At 73.3% G+C, this 16,301-nt stretch carries 19 protein-coding genes; 10 read left to right on the top strand and 9 right to left on the bottom strand.

Annotated features, from left to right (window positions below; translation table 11 throughout):
* Positions 1-440 precede the first annotated feature (440 nt).
* On the bottom strand, positions 441-680 hold the full coding sequence (locus tag ACWEPF_RS11255) for a chaplin (protein WP_345289284.1): 240 nt from the start codon (positions 678-680) through the stop codon (positions 441-443).
* Between the two features lie 271 nt (positions 681-951).
* Between ACWEPF_RS11255 and ACWEPF_RS11250 the strand changes: the two genes are divergently transcribed.
* The 4 genes from ACWEPF_RS11250 to ACWEPF_RS11235 all read left to right on the top strand — a co-directional run bounded on the left by ACWEPF_RS11250 (position 952) and on the right by ACWEPF_RS11235 (position 2,581).
* Complete coding sequence (locus ACWEPF_RS11250; RefSeq protein ID WP_345289282.1) at positions 952-1,218, top strand: chaplin; 267 nt, start codon at positions 952-954, stop codon at positions 1,216-1,218.
* A gap of 248 nt (positions 1,219-1,466) precedes the next feature.
* Positions 1,467-1,709 carry a chaplin gene (locus tag ACWEPF_RS11245; RefSeq protein ID WP_345289281.1) on the top strand — a complete coding sequence of 81 codons (243 nt, stop codon included), beginning with the start codon at positions 1,467-1,469 and terminating at the stop codon, positions 1,707-1,709.
* A gap of 90 nt (positions 1,710-1,799) precedes the next feature.
* A complete protein-coding gene (locus ACWEPF_RS11240) occupies positions 1,800-2,069 on the top strand; it encodes a chaplin (RefSeq protein ID WP_345289280.1) in 270 nt (89 codons plus the stop codon).
* Between the two features lie 149 nt (positions 2,070-2,218).
* Positions 2,219-2,581 (top strand): hypothetical protein, encoded by a 363-nt coding sequence (locus tag ACWEPF_RS11235; RefSeq protein WP_345289278.1) that lies wholly within the window; start codon positions 2,219-2,221, stop codon positions 2,579-2,581.
* A gap of 66 nt (positions 2,582-2,647) precedes the next feature.
* On the opposite strand, the gene ACWEPF_RS11230 is transcribed toward ACWEPF_RS11235, so the two are convergent.
* Positions 2,648-3,325 (bottom strand): hypothetical protein, encoded by a 678-nt coding sequence (locus ACWEPF_RS11230; protein WP_380149574.1) that lies wholly within the window; start codon positions 3,323-3,325, stop codon positions 2,648-2,650.
* 295 nt (positions 3,326-3,620) lie between these two features.
* Between ACWEPF_RS11230 and ACWEPF_RS11225 the strand changes: the two genes are divergently transcribed.
* The 3 genes from ACWEPF_RS11225 to ACWEPF_RS11215 all read left to right on the top strand — a co-directional run bounded on the left by ACWEPF_RS11225 (position 3,621) and on the right by ACWEPF_RS11215 (position 4,853).
* On the top strand, positions 3,621-3,965 hold the full coding sequence (locus ACWEPF_RS11225) for a rodlet layer protein (protein ID WP_345289276.1): 345 nt from the start codon (positions 3,621-3,623) through the stop codon (positions 3,963-3,965).
* 86 nt (positions 3,966-4,051) lie between these two features.
* A complete protein-coding gene (locus ACWEPF_RS11220; protein ID WP_345289275.1) occupies positions 4,052-4,396 on the top strand; it encodes a rodlet layer protein in 345 nt (114 codons plus the stop codon).
* A 199-nt stretch (positions 4,397-4,595) separates the two neighbouring features.
* Positions 4,596-4,853 (top strand): hypothetical protein, encoded by a 258-nt coding sequence (locus tag ACWEPF_RS11215; RefSeq protein ID WP_452172380.1) that lies wholly within the window; start codon positions 4,596-4,598, stop codon positions 4,851-4,853.
* A 58-nt stretch (positions 4,854-4,911) separates the two neighbouring features.
* On the opposite strand, the gene hemB is transcribed toward ACWEPF_RS11215, so the two are convergent.
* The 7 genes from hemB to ACWEPF_RS11180 form a co-directional block, all read right to left on the bottom strand.
* Entirely contained in the window at positions 4,912-5,892 is a 981-nt protein-coding gene (gene hemB, locus ACWEPF_RS11210; protein WP_345289273.1) for a porphobilinogen synthase, read from the bottom strand.
* A gap of 147 nt (positions 5,893-6,039) precedes the next feature.
* Positions 6,040-7,680, bottom strand: a complete 1,641-nt coding sequence (locus ACWEPF_RS11205) for a uroporphyrinogen-III synthase (RefSeq protein WP_452172379.1) — start codon at positions 7,678-7,680, stop codon at positions 6,040-6,042.
* On the bottom strand, positions 7,677-8,663 hold the full coding sequence (gene hemC / locus ACWEPF_RS11200; protein WP_452172378.1) for a hydroxymethylbilane synthase: 987 nt from the start codon (positions 8,661-8,663) through the stop codon (positions 7,677-7,679). The genes ACWEPF_RS11205 and hemC overlap by 4 nt, the downstream gene beginning before the upstream one ends.
* A 41-nt stretch (positions 8,664-8,704) precedes the next feature.
* Positions 8,705-10,078: a glutamyl-tRNA reductase gene (locus ACWEPF_RS11195; RefSeq protein WP_345289269.1), complete on the bottom strand. Its 1,374-nt coding sequence runs from the start codon at positions 10,076-10,078 to the stop codon at positions 8,705-8,707.
* A gap of 34 nt (positions 10,079-10,112) precedes the next feature.
* Entirely contained in the window at positions 10,113-10,979 is an 867-nt protein-coding gene (locus ACWEPF_RS11190; protein WP_452172377.1) for a redox-sensing transcriptional repressor Rex, read from the bottom strand.
* Between the two features lie 176 nt (positions 10,980-11,155).
* A complete protein-coding gene (locus ACWEPF_RS11185) occupies positions 11,156-11,887 on the bottom strand; it encodes a 3'-5' exonuclease (RefSeq protein ID WP_452172376.1) in 732 nt (243 codons plus the stop codon).
* Positions 11,888-12,035: 148 nt separating this feature from the next.
* Entirely contained in the window at positions 12,036-12,323 is a 288-nt protein-coding gene (locus tag ACWEPF_RS11180) for a glutaredoxin family protein (RefSeq protein WP_449797787.1), read from the bottom strand.
* A gap of 119 nt (positions 12,324-12,442) precedes the next feature.
* Between ACWEPF_RS11180 and ACWEPF_RS11175 the strand changes: the two genes are divergently transcribed.
* The 3 genes from ACWEPF_RS11175 to ACWEPF_RS11165 all read left to right on the top strand — a co-directional run bounded on the left by ACWEPF_RS11175 (position 12,443) and on the right by ACWEPF_RS11165 (position 16,138).
* Complete coding sequence (locus ACWEPF_RS11175; RefSeq protein WP_345289266.1) at positions 12,443-13,348, top strand: HAD family hydrolase; 906 nt, start codon at positions 12,443-12,445, stop codon at positions 13,346-13,348.
* A gap of 437 nt (positions 13,349-13,785) precedes the next feature.
* Positions 13,786-14,607, top strand: a complete 822-nt coding sequence (locus tag ACWEPF_RS11170) for an ECF subfamily RNA polymerase sigma factor, BldN family (RefSeq protein ID WP_380149573.1) — start codon at positions 13,786-13,788, stop codon at positions 14,605-14,607.
* A 268-nt stretch (positions 14,608-14,875) separates the two neighbouring features.
* On the top strand, positions 14,876-16,138 hold the full coding sequence (locus ACWEPF_RS11165) for a DUF5667 domain-containing protein (RefSeq protein WP_452172375.1): 1,263 nt from the start codon (positions 14,876-14,878) through the stop codon (positions 16,136-16,138).
* The last annotated feature ends 163 nt before the right edge of the window (positions 16,139-16,301 follow it).

Genomic DNA, 16,301 nt, shown 5'->3' with positions numbered 1-16,301 from the left:
CGGCGCCCTCCCCGGAGATGGCGCTGTCGCCGAGGGCGACGATGGCGGCCGGCTTGGCAGTGACGGGCGCGGCGGGGGCGGCGGTGGCGGTGGGGACGCCGGCGGCGAGGGAGAGCAGCAGACCGGCCGCGGCCAGCAGGGCCGTTCCCGGTGAGGTACGTGGTGAGCTGAGCACGCGTGACTCCTGGAGGGTGGGGGACCGGAGTTGGTGCGTGGTGCGCGGGCCCGGAAAAGGTGAGCCCGGCTCACATGCTAGGTACTGACCGGTAACGCAACAAGCCTCGTGCAGCGGGTGATTGAACGACGCGGAGCCGCCGCCCACCGCCTCAGGAGGGGAGGCGGGGACGGCGGCTCGGGTACGGCGGAATCGACCGAGAGGCGACCGACGCGCGCGGCGTCAGGCGCTGTTCGGGTACAACTCAGCTGCTACGCGGCTGAATTCAGCCGACGTTCGCGCAGGAGTTGCCGAACGACGGGTTCAGGGCGCCGATCACGTTGACCGAGTTGCCGCAGAGGTTGACCGGAACGTGAACCGGGACCTGGACGGAGTTGCCGGAGATGACACCGGGGGAACCCGCGGTGACGCCCTCGGCGGAGCTGCTCGCCATCGCGGTGCCCGCACCGGCCGCAACGATGCCAACGACAGCGGCGCCGACGGTGGCGACCTTCTTGACGCTCATGTGAGTCTCCTCGTAGATCAGTTCTTCCAGGTGCCGTACCAACAGCGGACGAGCATGGAAGCGCACGGGCGTGCGTCGACTCCAACGAGCCCTGGCCGTACGGGTTGCGCACCCCCGGCCACATTCACCCGCTTGCAGCAGCGGTGCCATTCGGGTGATCTCCCGCACCGCTCGGATCCGCCCGTTTCCCTCCGCGCACTGCGTCGTTCTTCCTGGCGAAACAGGCTCCACACCGAAGCATCGAACCACCGCAAGAAATGGGACTCGCACCATGCGCAAGCTCGCCTACGGCACCCTCGGCACCGCCGCCACCGCGGCCCTGCTGCTGAGCGGCGCCGCTGCCGCCGCCGCCCACGGCCACGGTCACGGCCACACCAGCGGCGCGTCGGCCGAGGCCGTCGTGGCCGGCTCGCCCGGTGTGCTCTCCGGCAACAACGTCCAGGTCCCGATCCACATCCCGGTCAACCTGTGCGGCAACACCGTCGACGTGGTCGGCCTGCTCAACCCGGCCTTCGGCAACTCCTGCCTGAACGCCTGAGACTGACGCCGAGTCAGTCCGATGACTTCCAGGTGGGGCAATTCGAACCCTCCTGGGCGCGCCGCGATTGCGTCCGGTTCTCGACCGTGCGAGAACTGATGACGGGGGCGGCGTGAACGAAGCGGCCGCGCGGAACCGCCCAAGCCACGGGCGACGCACAGGACTTGGGCCGCTATTGCGACACCACACGGTACACCCCCAGTTCTCGGGCGACATTCCCGCTCGCCCGCTCAAACGGAGGATTTCCCATGCGTAGCTTCAAGAAGGCTGCTGTCCTTTCCGTCGCCGCGGCCGGCCTGGTGCTCGGCTCCGCCGGTGGCGCGTTCGCCAGCTCCGAGGCCGAGGCCGTCGTGGCCGGCTCCCCGGGCGTGCTCTCGGGCAACAACGTCCAGGTGCCGATCCACATCCCGGTCAACGTCTGCGGCAACACCGTGAACGTGATCGCCCTGCTGAACCCGGCCTTCGGCAACTCCTGCGCCAACGTCGGCTGACCCAGCCGCACCTGACGCAGCACCACCCGCTGGGCACCCGGCCTCCGCGCCGGGTGCCCGGCACCCTTCCCTGATCGAGGAGATCACCCCATGCAGAACGTCAAGAAGGCCGCCGCCGTCGCGGGTGCCGTCGTCGGCATCGTCGCCGCGGGTGCCGGCACCGCCGTCGCCGGTGCCTCCGCCGAGGGCGTCACCGCCGGTTCCCCCGGCGTCGGCTCCGGCAACTCCATCCAGGTTCCGGTGCACATCCCGGTCAACGTCTGCGGCAACTCCGTGAACGTGGTCGGCCTGCTGAACCCGGCCTTCGGCAACTCCTGCGCCAACGTCGACGCCCCGCCGATGCCCGAGGAGGACTGCTGATCACCCTCCAGGTGACCAGCGGTACCCCGTGCGCGTGCAGCCCCCCGGTCCGCCGATCGGGGGGCTTCGCGCCGTCCAGGCCCTGACCCGCCCCCTGCCGCACCCCGCACTGCCGCACCCTGCCCTGCCCTGCTGAGGAGTCGAACCCCATGCTCTCCCGCCACCTCCCCGCCGCCGCCCTCGGTCTGCTCGCGGCCGGCTTCCTGCTCTCCTCCCCCGCCGCCGCGGCCGGGCTCACCCCGCCGGTGGGCGGCCTGCAGCCGATCGACGCCGCCGCCGGTCTGGAGGGCGCCACCGGCGGGCTCGGCCACGGCCTCAGCCCGGCCAAGACCCTCCGGCTCGACCCGTGGGCCGGCTCCTCCGCCGACCTGTTGAACAACGGGCTCTCGCTGGAGCCCGACAACGGCCTGGCCCCGGTCGGCACCGCCCCGCTCACCCAGCCGCTGAGCCAGGGCGGCGGCACCAAGGACCTGCCGCTGGTGGGCGGGGTCATCGACCAGCTGCCCGGCTGAACGGACGCGCACGCGGAAGGAGCCCGGCACCTCGGGGGTGCCGGGCTCCTCGCCGTACCGGGCCGGTCAGCCCTGGGCCAGCACCTCGCGGACGGTGCCGGCGGTGGTGCCGGTCAGGTCGGAGAGCGAGTCGCTGACCGAGAGCTTCTCCTCGCCCTTGCCCAGGCTCGCCTTGGCACCCGGGATGGCCTGCACCGGGTTGGTGATCAGCTGCGGGTCGAGCTCGCCGGCGCTCAGCACGTCGTCCACCGGGGTGGCCGCGTTGCCCTGGGCCCACTCGAAGGGGTGACCGAGGGTCAGGTCCGGGCCCTGCGCGTTCAGCGGGGCCGCCGGGGCGTCCAGCGCGACGTCGCCCAGGTCGGTGGAGCGGTCCGCGGTGGGCAGCGGCAGCGCGGCCTGCAGGCGCGGCCCGATCCGGCCGACCTCGAGGCCCGGCACGACCCGCTCGGGGATCAGCTGGCCACCGGGCGCCTCGTCCGGCTTCGGCGGCATCACCAGCGAGGTGGGTACCCCGCCCGAGATGTGGCCGTCCCCGGGGAAGATCGGGAGGTGCTCGCTCACCGTCTCCAGCGGGATGTTGAAGGGGACCTCCTCGGTGGCCAACTGGTCTTCCATCGCCGCGACCTGACCGGCCGTCATCGGCTCGGTGTGGGCAGGAGCCGCCACGGCCGCCGCCTGACCCGTGAGCACACCGGAGCCGACCGCCAGCAGCAGCGCGCCGGCCGCGCGCTTGGAGAGCTTCATGCTGTTCACCGTTCTGTCATATGAAGGGCCCATCGGCCTGATTCGGCCGGCCTGGGAAATCAATCCCTTCAACGAGCAATCCGGGAGCGGGATAGCGAGCGTTGACCGGTTCGGCCTAATAATCCGACCGGACACAGAGGATCTTGACTGACCGTTGGTGAATCCCCGAGATTCCGCGTAACTTTCCCGCCGCTCGCTCTTTGATCCCGTTGTCGCAGCCAGGACGGCGGTCGGAGGCAATCCCCCCGGACGGGCCGGCAACCGATGGTGATTCATCAAGAGAGGTATCTCCACCATGCTCCAGAAGACTTTCGCGGCAGTCGGCCTGGCCGCCGCCGCCATGGCCGCCGGTACCGTCCCGGCCTCCGCGATCGGCAACGCGGACGGCGGGGCGGCCGGCCTCTCCGGCCACGGCGGCACCAACGCCACGGGAACCTGGGGCGACCACAGCCCGAACTTCCACGTGCTCGACAACCCGAACATCTGCCTGCCCGAGGTGCACAACATCGCGGTCGGCGTTCTGGGCGTCGCGGTGCCGGTCGAGGTCGACGCCCTGAGCAACCAGCCGAAGCAGACCTGCGTGGTCGGCCCCGGCACCCAGGGCAGCGGCGACGGCGGCGTCTCGCACCTGGTCGGCTGACCTCTCGCCGGCCCGGCCCCGCTACCCGGGGCCGACCAGTACCACCCGTTCCACCACACCCATCAAGTCCGAAAAGGAACAGAACAATGATCAAGAAGGCCCTCGCCGCTGTCGGCGTTGCCACCGCCGGCCTGGCCATGACCGCCGCCCCCGCCATGGCGATCGGCGACGCTGACGGTTCCGCCGTCGGCGTCTCCGGCAACGGTGGCACCAACGCGACCGGCACCCACGGCGACCACTCCCCGAACTTCCACACCCTCGACAACCCGAACCTCTGCCTGCCGGAGGTCCACAACATCGCCGTCGCCGTCATCGGTGTCGCGGTGCCGATCGAGGCGGACGTCCTCAACAACGAGCCGAAGCAGACCTGCAACGTCGGCCCCGCCACCCAGGGCTCGGGCGACGGTGGCGTCAGCCACCTGATCGGCTGATCAACCGGGTAAGGCCGACCGCCGGGTTCGGGGGACTCCCCCCGGGCCCGGCGGTTTTCCGTTCCCCCGCGACCCCGGCCACTCGTTGGAGTGCGGTTCCTTCGGGTGGCCGGTGGGCGGCCCTGGCGCGTGCTGCGCCGCGGCCGTCCGATTCTGTGATCACGTGTAGTCACACTGCTGTCACGCAGAGAGGGAAACCATGAAGAGCATCCTGGGCAAGGCCGCGCTCACCGCGGTCGCCACCCTGGCCCTGGCCGGCGTCTCGGCCCCCGCCTACGCGCACGTCGAGGCTCACGGCGGCGCCCAGTTCGCCGCCACCGCGAGCGAGCCGTTCCTGGCCGCCGAGCAGTGGGGCCACGCCGAGACCAGCCACATCGAGGCCTGCTTCGAGCAGTGGTTCGTGGCCGGCGACGACTGGGCCGCCGGTGGCGGCGAGGGCCACGCCGAGATCCACTGACACCACGTCAGCACGAGGGCGCGGCACCCGTCCCCGGGTGCCGCGCCCTTGGCGTGCGTCACTTGAGGAGGCGCGCCGCCTCGGTGGCCCAGTAGGTGAGGACCTGCCCGGCGCCGGCCCGGCGGATCGAGGTGAGGGTCTCCAGGATCATCCGCTCGCGGTCCACCCAGCCGTTGGCCGCGGCCGCCTCGACCATCGAGTACTCGCCGGAGACCTGGTACGCGGCGACCGGCACCGGCGAGGCGTCGGCCACCTGGCGCAGCACGTCCAGGTACGCCATCGCGGGCTTCACCATCACCAGGTCGGCGCCCTCGGCGACGTCCTGCTCCAGCTCGCGCAGCGACTCCCGGGCGTTGGCCGGGTCCTGCTGGTAGGTCTTGCGGTCGCCCTTGAGCGAGGAGCCGACGGCCTCGCGGAACGGCCCGTAGAACGCCGAGGCGTACTTGGCGGTGTAGGCCAGGATGCCGGTGGACTGGTACCCGTTGGCGTCCAGGGCCTTGCGGATGACGCCGATCTGACCGTCCATCATCCCGGACGGGCCGACCAGGTGGACCCCGGCCTCGGCCTGGACCAGGGCCATCTCCTCGTACCGCTTCAGGGTGGCGTCGTTGTCCACGCCGCCGTCCGCGCCCAGCACCCCGCAGTGCCCGTGGTCGGTGAACTCGTCCAGGCACAGGTCCGACATCACCACCAGGTCGTCCCCGACCTCGGCCACCACGTCCCGGATCGCCTGCTGCAGGATCCCGTCCGGGTTGGTGCCCTCGCTGCCGGTGGCGTCCTGCACCAGCGGCACGCCGAACAGCATGATCCCGCCGACGCCCGCCTCCACCGCCTCGGCGGCGGCCCGCTTCAGCGTCTCCCGGGTGTGCTGCACCACCCCGGGCATCGAGCTCACCGGCCGCGGCTCGGTGATCCCCTCCCGCACGAACGCGGGCAGGATCAGCTCGGCCGGGTGCAGCCTGGTCTCAGCGACCAGCCGCCGCATCGCGGGGCTCTGCCGCAGACGGCGCGGACGGACGTACGGGAACTCAGCGGACAACGGATATCCCTTCTCGGTGATGCCGGGGGCGCGAGGAACTGCGCGGGTACGGAAGGCGGACCAGTGGCAACTGAACCTCCGTCAGCCAGTTGCAGGTGCTGCCGTTCCCCGGCGCGCAGTTCCTCGCGCCCCCGGTGCAACCACTTCCTAGCGGGCGGCCTTGCGGCGGGAGCCGGGGCGGCGCTCGCTGGGGCGGTAGACGGGCTCGCCCGCCGCCACGGCGGCGTCGCGGCGGTTCGCCCCGAAGTCTGCCAGCGCCTGCGCGAGTGCGGCGGCCGACGGGGCCGGAGCCATCACGTCGACCCGCAGGCCGTGCTCCTCGGCGGTCTTCGCGGTGGCCGGCCCGATGCAGGCGATCACCGTGACGTTGTGCGGCTTGCCGGCGATGCCGACCAGGTTCCGCACCGTCGAGGAGGAGGTGAAGAGCACCGCGTCGAACCCGCCGCCCTTGATCGCCTCGCGGGTCTCGGCCGGCGGCGGGGAGGCCCGCACCGTCCGGTAGGCCGTCACGTCGTCGACCTCCCAGCCGAGTTCGACCAGGCCGGCCACCAGGGTCTCGGTGGCGATGTCGGCGCGCGGCAGCAGGACGCGGTCGATCGGGTCGAAGACCGGGTCGTAGGGCGGCCAGTCCTCGAGCAGGCCGGCGGCGGACTGCTCGCCGCTGGGCACCAGGTCGGGCTTCACGCCGAAGTCGACCAGCGCCTGGGCGGTGGTCTCGCCGACCGCGGCGACCTTGATGCCGGCGAAGGCGCGGGCGTCGAGGCCGTACTCCTCGAACTTCTCCCGGACGGCGCGCACCGCGTTCACCGAGGTGAAGGCGATCCACTCGTAACGGCCCGTCACCAGGCCCTTGATGGCGCGCTCCATCTGCTGCGGGGTCCGCGGGGGCTCGACCGCGATGGTCGGCACCTCCTGCGGGACCGCGCCGTAGGAGCGGAGCTGGTCGGAGAGGCCGTGCGCCTGCTCCTTGGTGCGCGGGACGAGGACGTTCCAGCCGAACAGCGGCTTGGTCTCGAACCACGAGTGCGAGGAGCGGTGCGCCACCTGCTCGCCGACCACGGCTATCACCGAGGTGGCGGGGTCCACCGGGGCGGAGACCGGGGAGGGCAGCACCCGGGCCGCCTTGAGGTCGGCCGCGATGGTGGCCAGGGTGGCGGTGAAGGTGCGCTGCCGGGTGGTGGTGCCGGACAGGGTGGCCGAGAGCGGGGCTTCGGGCTTGCGGCCGTTGGCCACCAAGGCCTGGGCGGTGGCCGGGAGTTGGCCCAGCGTGGTGCGGACCACCAGGGTGGTCTCCGGCATCCCGAGGTCGATGTTGCCGCCGGCCAGCAGGCCGGCCGCGTCGACGAAGCGGACGTCGGCGCCCTGGCTGCCGCGCAGCGGGACGCCCGCGTAGGCGGGGACGCCGACCGACTGGGCGACGCCGGGGATCACCTCGAAGGGGATCGCGGCGTTGGCGCAGCCGAGCATCTCCTCGGCGGCGCAGCCGTCCAGGCCCGGGTCGCCGTCGACGGTGCGGACCACGTGCTTGCCGTTGCGGACCGCCTCGGCGACCACGGCGGCCACGTCGGGGCAGTCCTCGCCGACGGTGCTGTGCACCACGACGCCGACCGGACAGTGGGTGCGCACGGCGGCCGCGGTGAGCGGGTCGGCGATCAGCACGTCGGCGGAGGAGAGGACGTCCACCGCGCGCAGCGTGAGCAGGCCCGGGTCACCCGGCCCCGCTCCCAGGAAGGTGCAACGGCCCGCCGGGGCGGCCGGGTTGTGGGCGAGGTTGGCGGCGGCGCTCATCGGGCTCGCTCCCCCATCAGGTTGGCCGCGCCCGCTTCGAGCAGCCGCTCGGCGAGCGCGTGGCCGAGGGCCACCGCCTGCCGTTCGGCGGTCTCGTCGGGGGTGAGCGGACCGTTGGCGGTCATCTTCAGCAGGGTGGCGCCGTCGACGGTGCCGACCACGCCCTCCAGCCGCAGTTCGGTGCCCTGCCAGGTGGCCAGGGCGGCCACCGGGGCGGAGCAGCCGGCCTCCAGGCGGGCCAGCAGGGCCCGCTCGGCGGCGACGGCGGCTCGGGTCGGGGTGTGGTCGAGGGCGCGCAGCACAGCGGCGAGCGCCGGGTCGGCGCACTCGACGGCCAGGGCGCCCTGGCCGGGGGCGGGGAGCATCAGCTCCGGCTCCAGGTGCTCGGTGATCTCGGCCGAGCGGCCGAGGCGGTTGAGCCCGGCGGTGGCGAGCACCACCGCGTCCAGCTCGCCGGCGGTGACCTTGTTGATCCGGGTGTCCACGTTGCCGCGGATGGCCACCGTCTCGACCGTGGCGCCGAGGCCGCGGGCCCAGGCGTTGAGCTGGGCCATCCGGCGCGGGGAGCCGGTGCCGATCCGGACGGGGTGCCCGGAGCCGGCCAGCTTCTCGACCAGCTCGGTGAGGGCCAGGCCGTCGCGGGCCACCAGGGCGTCCCGGCTGTCCTCGCGCTCGGGGACGGCGGCCAGGAAGAGGCCGTCGGGGGCGGCGGTGGGGAGGTCCTTGAGGGAGTGCACCGCCAGGTCGATCCGACCCTCCAGCAGCGCGTCGCGCAGCGCGGAGACGAAGACGCCGGTGCCGCCGATCTGGGCCAGCGCCTCCCGGGAGGTGTCCCCGTAGGTGGTGATCTCGACCAGCTCGACCGGTCGGCCGGTGACCCGCTCGACCTCGCGGGCGACCATGCCCGACTGGGTCATGGCGAGGGCGCTGCGGCGGGTGCCGAGGCGCAGCGGCTGTCCGCCGCCGGTCAGTTGACCATTCATGAGGTGATCGTCCCGGTCATGCTCGTGGGCTGTCTGGTGGTTCATCGGGGGCTGCCCCCCGCGTGTCCGGCATCGGCCGGAGCCGGCGGTCCGGCCTGGGCCGGCGGCCTGGGGCGGGCGCCGGCCGGTGAGCCGGCCACCGCCTGGATCGCCGCCGGGTCCAGGTCGAAGAGTTCGCGCAGCGCGTCCGCGTACCCGGCGCCGCCGGGCTCGGCGGCGAGCTGCTTGACCCGGACGGTGGGGGCGTGGAGCAGCTTGTCCACCACCCGCTTGACGGTCTGGGAGACCTCGGCGCGGGTGCGCTCGTCCAGGTCGGGCATCCGGGAGTTGAGCCGGCCGAGCTCGCTGAGCACGACCTCGGAGGCCATCTGACGCAGCGCCACCACGGTGGGGGCGATCCGGGCCGCGCGCTGGGCGGCGGCGAAGGAGTCGACCTCGTCGGAGACGATGCCGACCACCGCGTCCACGTCCCCGGCGCCGGGGGTGGCGGCGTGGGCCCGGGAGAGGCTCTCCAGGTCGACCAGCAGGGCGCCGTCGAGTCCGTGCACGTCGTGGTCCACGTCGCGCGGCATGGCCAGGTCGAGGAAGGCCAGCGGGCCCTCGCCGGTGCGCAGGGCGGTGGCGGCGGCCACGTCCTCGGCGGTGATCACCACGCCGGCTGCGCCGGTGCAGGAGATCACCAGGTCGACGTCGGCCAGTGCCTCGCGGACCTTGGCGAACTCCACCGTGCGCGCGCCGAGGTTGGCGGCCAGCCGCTCGGCGCGCTCGGCGGTCCGGTTGGCGATCAGCAGGTCGGAGACGCCAGCGCGGACCAGGGTGGCGGCGGCTAGCGAGCTCATCGAGCCGGCGCCGACCACCAGGGCGCGCTTGCCGGCGATCTCGCCGGCCCCGGCGGCGACCTGCTCCAGGCCGAAGGTGACCAGCGACTGCCCGGCCTTGTCGATGCCGGTCTCGCTGTGGGCGCGCTTCCCGACCCGCAGGGCCTGCTGGAACAGCTCGTTCAGCCCGCGTCCGGCGGTGTGCTCCTCCTGGGCCCGGGCCAGCGCGTCGCGCAGCTGGCCGAGGATCTGGCCCTCGCCGACCACCATCGAGTCCAGGCCGCAGGCGACCGAGAAGATGTGGTGCACCGCCCGGTCCTCGTAGTGCACGTAGAGGTGCGAGGTGAGCTCTTCGAGGTCGACGCCGCTGTGGTGGGCGAGCAGCAGGGAGAGCTCGGCGACGCCCGCGTGGAACTTGTCCACGTCGGCGTAGAGCTCGATCCGGTTGCAGGTGTTGACCAGCGCGGCCTCGGCCACCGCGGGGGCGGCGGCGGCGTCGTGCAGCAGGCGGGCCGGGGTCTCCCCCGTGAGCGCGGCGCGCTCCAGCACGGTGACGGGCGCGCTGCGGTGGCTCAGCCCGACGACGAGAAGACTCATGCCCGCCCCTCGGTGATGCGGATCCGACGGATGCTCATGCGGGCATCACCGCCGAGAGGTCGCCCTCGCCGGCCTTGGCGGCGGGCTTGCCCTTGGCCGGCTCGGTCTTGGCGGTGCCGCCGGCGGCCCGGCGCAGCTTGGCGGCGGCGGCCCGGACCGGACCGGGGGCCCGGTCGAGCACCGAGTCGCCCTGCCCGGGCTCCTCGCCGGCCTTGCGCTGCTCGTGGAAGGCGAGGATCTGGAGCTCTATGGAGAGGTCCACCTTGCGCACGTCCACGCCGTCCGGGACGGTCAGCACGGTCGGGGCGAAGTTCAGGATGCTGGTCACGCCGGCCTCCACCAGGCGGTCGCAGACCTGCTGGGCGGCGCCGGGCGGGGTGGTGATCACGCCGATCGAGACGTGCTGGCTCTCCACGATGGACTCCAGCTCGTCCATGTGACGCACCGGCAGGCCGGCCGCGGTGGAACCGACCACGGCCGGGTCCGCGTCCAGCAGGGCGGCGACCCGGAAACCGCGGGAGGCGAAGCCGCCGTAGTTGGCGAGCGCGTGGCCGAGGTTCCCGATGCCGACGATGACCACGGGCCAGTCCTGGGTCAGGCCCAGCTCGCGGGAGATCTGGTACACGAGGTACTCGACGTCGTAGCCGACGCCGCGGGTGCCGTAGGAGCCGAGGTAGGAGAAGTCCTTGCGGAGCTTCGCCGAGTTGACCCCGGCCGCGGTGGCCAGCTCCTCGGATGAGACGGTGGGGACCGAGCGCTCGGAGAGCGCGGTCAGGGCCCGCAGGTAGAGGGGGAGGCGGGCGACGGTCGCCTCCGGGATGCCCCGGGCACGCGAGGGTCGGCGCGCGGCGCCCGGTTCGGGCGTCTGCGAGGTGCTCTGGGTGGATCGGCCGATTGCCACGGTGCTCCTGTGGGTGAAGCTGGGCTTTGGCAGCCAGGCTATGCGTTTGTGAACGTGTGCACAAAGATGGTGTCCGTTTTGTCCGCCCACAGTGACGCGCATCACGCGGCGGCGGCACGTCCTGGAGCCGACCGCGGACTGCGTCAGGTCGCACCGTACCGGACCGGGGCGGACGGTCACCGCCGCGCGCCGGACGCGGAGGGCACCGGGGCGGTGGCCCGGGCGGTCAGCACCGTCGGCGCCTCGACCCCCCGGGGCCACGGGCCGAGCACCGCCTCGCGGCGGATCAGCGGCAGCTCGCCGGCCCGGCGGCGGGACGGCGCGGCGGCCAGCCGGGGCCAGGGCAGCCCGGCCGCCTCGTGCAGCGGGGCCTGCCACTCGGCCCGGGCGGCCAGGTGGCGGAAGAGCTCGGCGGTGGCCCGGGCGTCGCCGAGCGCGGTGTGCGCGGGGTACCAGCCGAGACCGGCGGTCTCCACGCAGGCGGCCAGCCCGTACCCGCCGGCCCCGGGCAGGCGGGCCCGGGCCAGACGGAGGGTGCAGAGCGCGGGGACCGCGGGCAGCGGCACCCCGATGCGGGCGAACTCCCGCTCCAGGAAGGCCCGGTCACAGCTGACGTGGTGTCCGACCAGTACCCGGCCGCCGAGCAGGTCGAGCAGCAGCGGGGCCAGCTCCCGGAAGCGCGGGGCTCCGACCACGTCGCCCTGGGCGATGCGGTGCACATGGGTCGGACCGACCGGCCCGACCGGGTCTATCAGGGTGGAGAACTCGCCCTCCGGGCGGAGTTGACCGTCCAGCAGCACCACGCCGACCTCGACCATCCGGTGCCGCCACGGGCTGCGGCCGGTGGCCTCGACGTCGACCACGGCGAACCCGCCCCGCGGGGGCGGCAGTTGTCGACCGGGGAGCATGAACGCCCTCCTCCGTCATCCAGCCCCCGGCGGACAGAAACGTGTTAGATCGTAAGCCGACCATCAGGCGTTTCCTAAGCCGATCCTCATATTCGAGACAACGATTCGGAGAAGCACCCCCGCCGATCGGAGGGGTGCCGGCCCGGGCTCAACCGCCCAGCGCCGCCCGCAGCCTGCGCTCGTCGACCCGCCAGAAGTCGTGCTGCTTCCCGTCGATCAGGGTCACCGGGATCTGCTCCCAGTACCTGCGGTACAGCTCCTCGTCCTGGAGGATGTCCCGCTCCTCGAAGGTGCTGCCCAGCTCCCCGGTGACCCGGGCGATCACCTCCCGGGCGTCGTCGCAGAGGTGGCAGCCGGGCTTCCCGATCAGGGTCACGGTCCGCTCGGCCGGCTTCTTGGAGGTGTCGCGTCGCAGCAGTGGGCTCACCCGCCCCATTGTGCCCGCCGCACCGGCCGCCGAGGGGGCGCGGGCGCGTCCGCCGGTGGGCTCCCGTTCACCCTCCCTGAAGGCGCTGGTCACGAGGAGAGTCCCGGCGGCTGGCTATGCTCGGTGGCATGGTCGCCCTGAGAAGGCTCACACGGGTACGGCAGGCGCCGGACGAGCAGACGGTGCTGGCCGGCGAGGCAGCCGCCGACGCGGCGCGGACGCAGGCCCCCGAGGGGGACCACCAGCCGACCCCGGACGACCCGCGGGCCGCCGCCTTCTTCGACTGCGACAACACCATCCTGCGCGGCGCGGCCATCTTCTACCTCGGCATCGGCCTGTACCGGCGGAAGTTCTTCACCCGGCGGGACATGGCCCGCTTCGCCTGGCAGCAGGCCTGGTTCCGGGTGCACGGCGCCGAGGACCCGGCGCACATGGCGGACGCCAAGGACAAGGCGCTCGGCCTGGTCGCCGGCAAGCGGACCAGCGAGCTGGAGGAGATCTGCGAGGAGATCTTCGAGGACGTCATCGCCCGGAAGATCTGGCCCGGCACCCGGGCCCTGGTCCAGCTCCACCTGGACGCCGGCCAGCGGGTCTGGCTGGTCACCGCCGCCCCGCAGGAGGTGGCCCGGATCATCGCCCGGCAGCTCGGGATGACCGGCGCGCTCGGCACCGTGGCCGAGGCGGTGGACGGCGTCTACACCGGACGGCTGGTCGGCGGCCTGCTGCACGGTGAGGCCAAGGCCGCCGCGGTCCGCGCGCTGGCCCGCCGCGAGCGGCTCGACCTGGACCGGTGCGCCGCCTTCAGCGACTCGGCCAACGACATCCCGATGCTCGGCCTGGTCGGCCACCCCTACGTGGTGAACCCCGACTCCGCGCTGCGCCGCCACGCCCGGGCCAACGGCTGGCGGGTGCGGGACTTCCGGACCGGCCGCAAGGCCGCCCGGGTCGGGCTGCCCGCCGCCGCCGGCCTGGGCGTCCTGGCCGGGGCCGCCGCCGCCACCGTGGCCATCAGGCGGCGCCAGCACGCCGCCTGACCACCCGTCAGGGTGACGCGCCGGGGACCCGCCGGTCGGCCTCACACGTCCGAGCGAACTCCGGCCCCCGCCGGGGCCGTTCCGAACCCGTCCGGCCGTGACCGGAAGCGATCGTTCGGCGACTCGGGAAAGTCTGGGGTTGCCGGGCCCCGAACCCGGGAAACCAGCCGCCCCGCTCCGGAATCTGTCACCAGGCGCGCATGGTCACTCACTTTGAGGCAGTCTCCCCGCGACACCTTCGGTCAGTTCCAGCCGCATATGCACGCCAAGCGGATCTCAAACGACCACTTCGGCCACAGGGTGTAGCTGTCATTGCACAAAGCGTTATTCTCTCCTGGATGCACGCCACCCACACGTCACCCGTGACGGGGGATCAGGGCGCGTGCTCTCCGCGCAGGCGGAGGTGACCCGTCCACAGTTCTGCCTCTGGGAGTCCCGTGTACCCACCCGTCCGGAACGACGCGCCTGCCTCCTCCCGCCCGTCGCCCCTCACCCTGCGCGGTACCCACCTGGCACGACTGCGCTCCGCGATCCGCGAGTTCGAGCTGTACCTGCCGCAACCCGCCCTGGCGGGCGCGCCGTTGGCGGCCGGCCCCGGCCTCGCGCTGCGCTCCACCACCACCGGCTCCACCCCGACCCGCAGCCGCGGCGCGGTCGGCAGCGGCAGCCGCGGCCGGGCCAGAACCGCGCCCGCGCCCGGCCTGGAGTCCGAGCACAACCCGATCATGGAGCTGGTGGAGCGCGCCCAGAACGGCGAGAGCGAGGCGTTCGGCCGCCTGTACGACCACTACGCCGACACCGTCTACCGGTACATCTACTACCGGGTCGGCGGACGGGCCACCGCCGAGGACCTCACCAGCGAGACCTTCCTGCGCGCGCTGCGCCGGATCGGCACCTTCACCTGGCAGGGCCGGGACTTCGGCGCCTGGCTGGTGACCATCGCGCGCAACCTGGTGGCGGACCACTTCAAGTCCAGCCGGTTCCGGCTGGAGGTCACCACCGGCGAGATGCTGGACTCCAATGAGTGCGAGCGCAGCCCCGAGGAGTCGGTGCTGGAGTCGCTCTCCAACGCGGCCCTGCTGGACGCCGTGCGGCGGCTCAACCCGCAGCAGCAGGAGTGCGTCACGCTCCGCTTCCTGCAGGGGCTCTCGGTCGCGGAGACGGCCCGCATCATGGGCAAGAACGAGGGCGCCATCAAGACGCTCCAGTACCGCGCGGTGCGCACCCTGGCCCGGCTGCTGCCGCCCGACGCCCGGTGACGGGCGCCGACGGTCCGCCTGACGGTTCGTCAGGCGGACGGTCCCGGCCGCCCGGTCGGGTGAAGGCGCGGTCACATGCTCTGCTTAACGCCGACGGGGGGTCGTGCGTAACCGACTCCCCTCACCGCTCGTTGGCCAGCGTGCAAGCCCCCGCCGGGCCGTCGGTCAAGCAGGATCGGCCACGCTCACCCGATGGAGTGGTTTTGGCCCGCCGTGGCAACCGTCCGGCAGGCCGGGGAGTCGACAACGACGAAGGGAGGTGTGGCCCGTGACGGCAAACATGCTGGAGCACCGGCGGGCGAGGGCCTTCGCCGAGGCGCTGGAGGCCCACCACGCGGAGCCCCACCAGGGGGACTTGAGATCGGACGACGGCAGGCCCACCGGCTCCACCGCGATGGCGGAGCTGCTGGGCATGGCGGACGCGCTCGGCGCGCTGCCCGGTCCGGAGCTCGGCGGTGAGGCCAGGGCGCTCCAACGCGCCCAGCTGATGGCCGCGTTCGAGCGGGAGTGGGTGGCCCCGCCGACGGCGCGGGTGCCCCAGCAGCGGCGCCACCGGGCGATCCGCGCCGGGGCACGGCGGCGCTGGGGCCGGCGGCTGGCGATCGGCGGCCTGGTCGGCGCCGTCGCGGTGGGCAGTTTCGCCGGGGCGGCAGCGGCCAGCTCCAACGCCCTTCCGGGCGATACCCTCTACGGCATGAAGCGCGGCCTGGAGGACCTCCGGCTGAGCTGGGCGGGCTCCGACTCCGAGGTCGGCGCGCTGCTGCTGGACCAGGCGTCCACCCGCCTCGAGGAGGCCAGGGGCCTGCTCGACCGGTCGGACAGCGGCACCTCGCTCAGCCCGCACACGGTCGAGCAGGTCCGCCGCGCACTGGACGACATGCACGCCGAGGCCCTGCGCGGCCGCGAGCTGCTCCGCTCCGTCTACCGGAGCAACGGCTCGCTCGACCCGATGCGCCGGCTGGCCGACTTCGCCGCCGTCGAGGACGGTCGCTGGGCCTCCGTCCAGGGCCAGCTGCCGAGCCAACTGACCACCCAGGCCAGCAAGGTGAACCACCTCTTCGACGAGATGACCGAGGACGTGGCCCCGCTCAGGCTGGCCCCGGCACCCGGCCAGGAGAAGGCCAAGGGCAAGGGCGCGCAGGCTCCCGGCGACAGCAGCGGCACCGGCGGTCAGTCGTCGGCCCCCGCCGAGCAGCAGCCGAAGAGCGGCACCGGCAGCTCCACCGCCGGCCAGCCCAAGGCCCAGAACCCGGCCAACCCCGGTTCGGGCCAGGGCAGTTCCTCGCCGAACGCCAAGCCCTCGCCCAACCTGCTGGACAAGCTGCTGCCCGCCCCGCTCACCGGGAACGGCACCGGCCCGCTCGGCGGCGTCACCGGTGGCGGCAGCAGCCCCTCCGCCGGCACCTCCGACCGCCAGCCGGCCGCCGCCGCCCCGGCGGACGGCGCGGCACCGGCCGACCAGCAGCCCCAGCAGGAGCTGCGCATCCCGTCACTGATCCCCGGTCTGCTCCCGGAGATCTCGCTCGGCTGATCCACCGTCGGCAAGGAGGGGGCGGGGCCCGTGGCCCCGCCCCCTCCCCGTCGTCCGTTAGGGGCCGCCTCCTTGATGGGGTCGGATCAGGCCGCGTCGTCGGGGTGCGTGCCTCGGCGGCGCCGAGGAGGGAGTCCATGCGGAGCATCGGCGACTGACGAGA

The organism is Kitasatospora sp. NPDC004289 (assembly GCF_053602875.1).
This window is presented reverse-complemented; position numbering and strand designations above follow the sequence as displayed.

What these genes read in the sequence shown, in the direction of transcription:
- ACWEPF_RS11255 (WP_345289284.1), bottom strand. Translation starts at nt 680, where the DNA reads ATGAGCGTCAAGAAGGTCGCCACCGTCGGCGCCGCTGTCGTTGGCATC.
- ACWEPF_RS11250 (WP_345289282.1), top strand. Translation starts at nt 952, where the DNA reads ATGCGCAAGCTCGCCTACGGCACCCTCGGCACCGCCGCCACCGCGGCC.
- ACWEPF_RS11245 (WP_345289281.1), top strand. Translation starts at nt 1,467, where the DNA reads ATGCGTAGCTTCAAGAAGGCTGCTGTCCTTTCCGTCGCCGCGGCCGGC.
- ACWEPF_RS11240 (WP_345289280.1), top strand. Translation starts at nt 1,800, where the DNA reads ATGCAGAACGTCAAGAAGGCCGCCGCCGTCGCGGGTGCCGTCGTCGGC.
- ACWEPF_RS11235 (WP_345289278.1), top strand. Translation starts at nt 2,219, where the DNA reads ATGCTCTCCCGCCACCTCCCCGCCGCCGCCCTCGGTCTGCTCGCGGCC.
- ACWEPF_RS11230 (WP_380149574.1), bottom strand. Translation starts at nt 3,325, where the DNA reads ATGAAGCTCTCCAAGCGCGCGGCCGGCGCGCTGCTGCTGGCGGTCGGC.
- ACWEPF_RS11225 (WP_345289276.1), top strand. Translation starts at nt 3,621, where the DNA reads ATGCTCCAGAAGACTTTCGCGGCAGTCGGCCTGGCCGCCGCCGCCATG.
- ACWEPF_RS11220 (WP_345289275.1), top strand. Translation starts at nt 4,052, where the DNA reads ATGATCAAGAAGGCCCTCGCCGCTGTCGGCGTTGCCACCGCCGGCCTG.
- ACWEPF_RS11215 (WP_452172380.1), top strand. Translation starts at nt 4,596, where the DNA reads ATGAAGAGCATCCTGGGCAAGGCCGCGCTCACCGCGGTCGCCACCCTG.
- ACWEPF_RS11205 (WP_452172379.1), bottom strand. Translation starts at nt 7,680, where the DNA reads ATGAGCGCCGCCGCCAACCTCGCCCACAACCCGGCCGCCCCGGCGGGC.
- hemC (WP_452172378.1), bottom strand. Translation starts at nt 8,663, where the DNA reads ATGAATGGTCAACTGACCGGCGGCGGACAGCCGCTGCGCCTCGGCACC.
- ACWEPF_RS11195 (WP_345289269.1), bottom strand. Translation starts at nt 10,078, where the DNA reads ATGAGTCTTCTCGTCGTCGGGCTGAGCCACCGCAGCGCGCCCGTCACC.
- ACWEPF_RS11185 (WP_452172376.1), bottom strand. Translation starts at nt 11,887, where the DNA reads ATGCTCCCCGGTCGACAACTGCCGCCCCCGCGGGGCGGGTTCGCCGTG.
- ACWEPF_RS11180 (WP_449797787.1), bottom strand. Translation starts at nt 12,323, where the DNA reads ATGGGGCGGGTGAGCCCACTGCTGCGACGCGACACCTCCAAGAAGCCG.
- ACWEPF_RS11175 (WP_345289266.1), top strand. Translation starts at nt 12,443, where the DNA reads ATGGTCGCCCTGAGAAGGCTCACACGGGTACGGCAGGCGCCGGACGAG.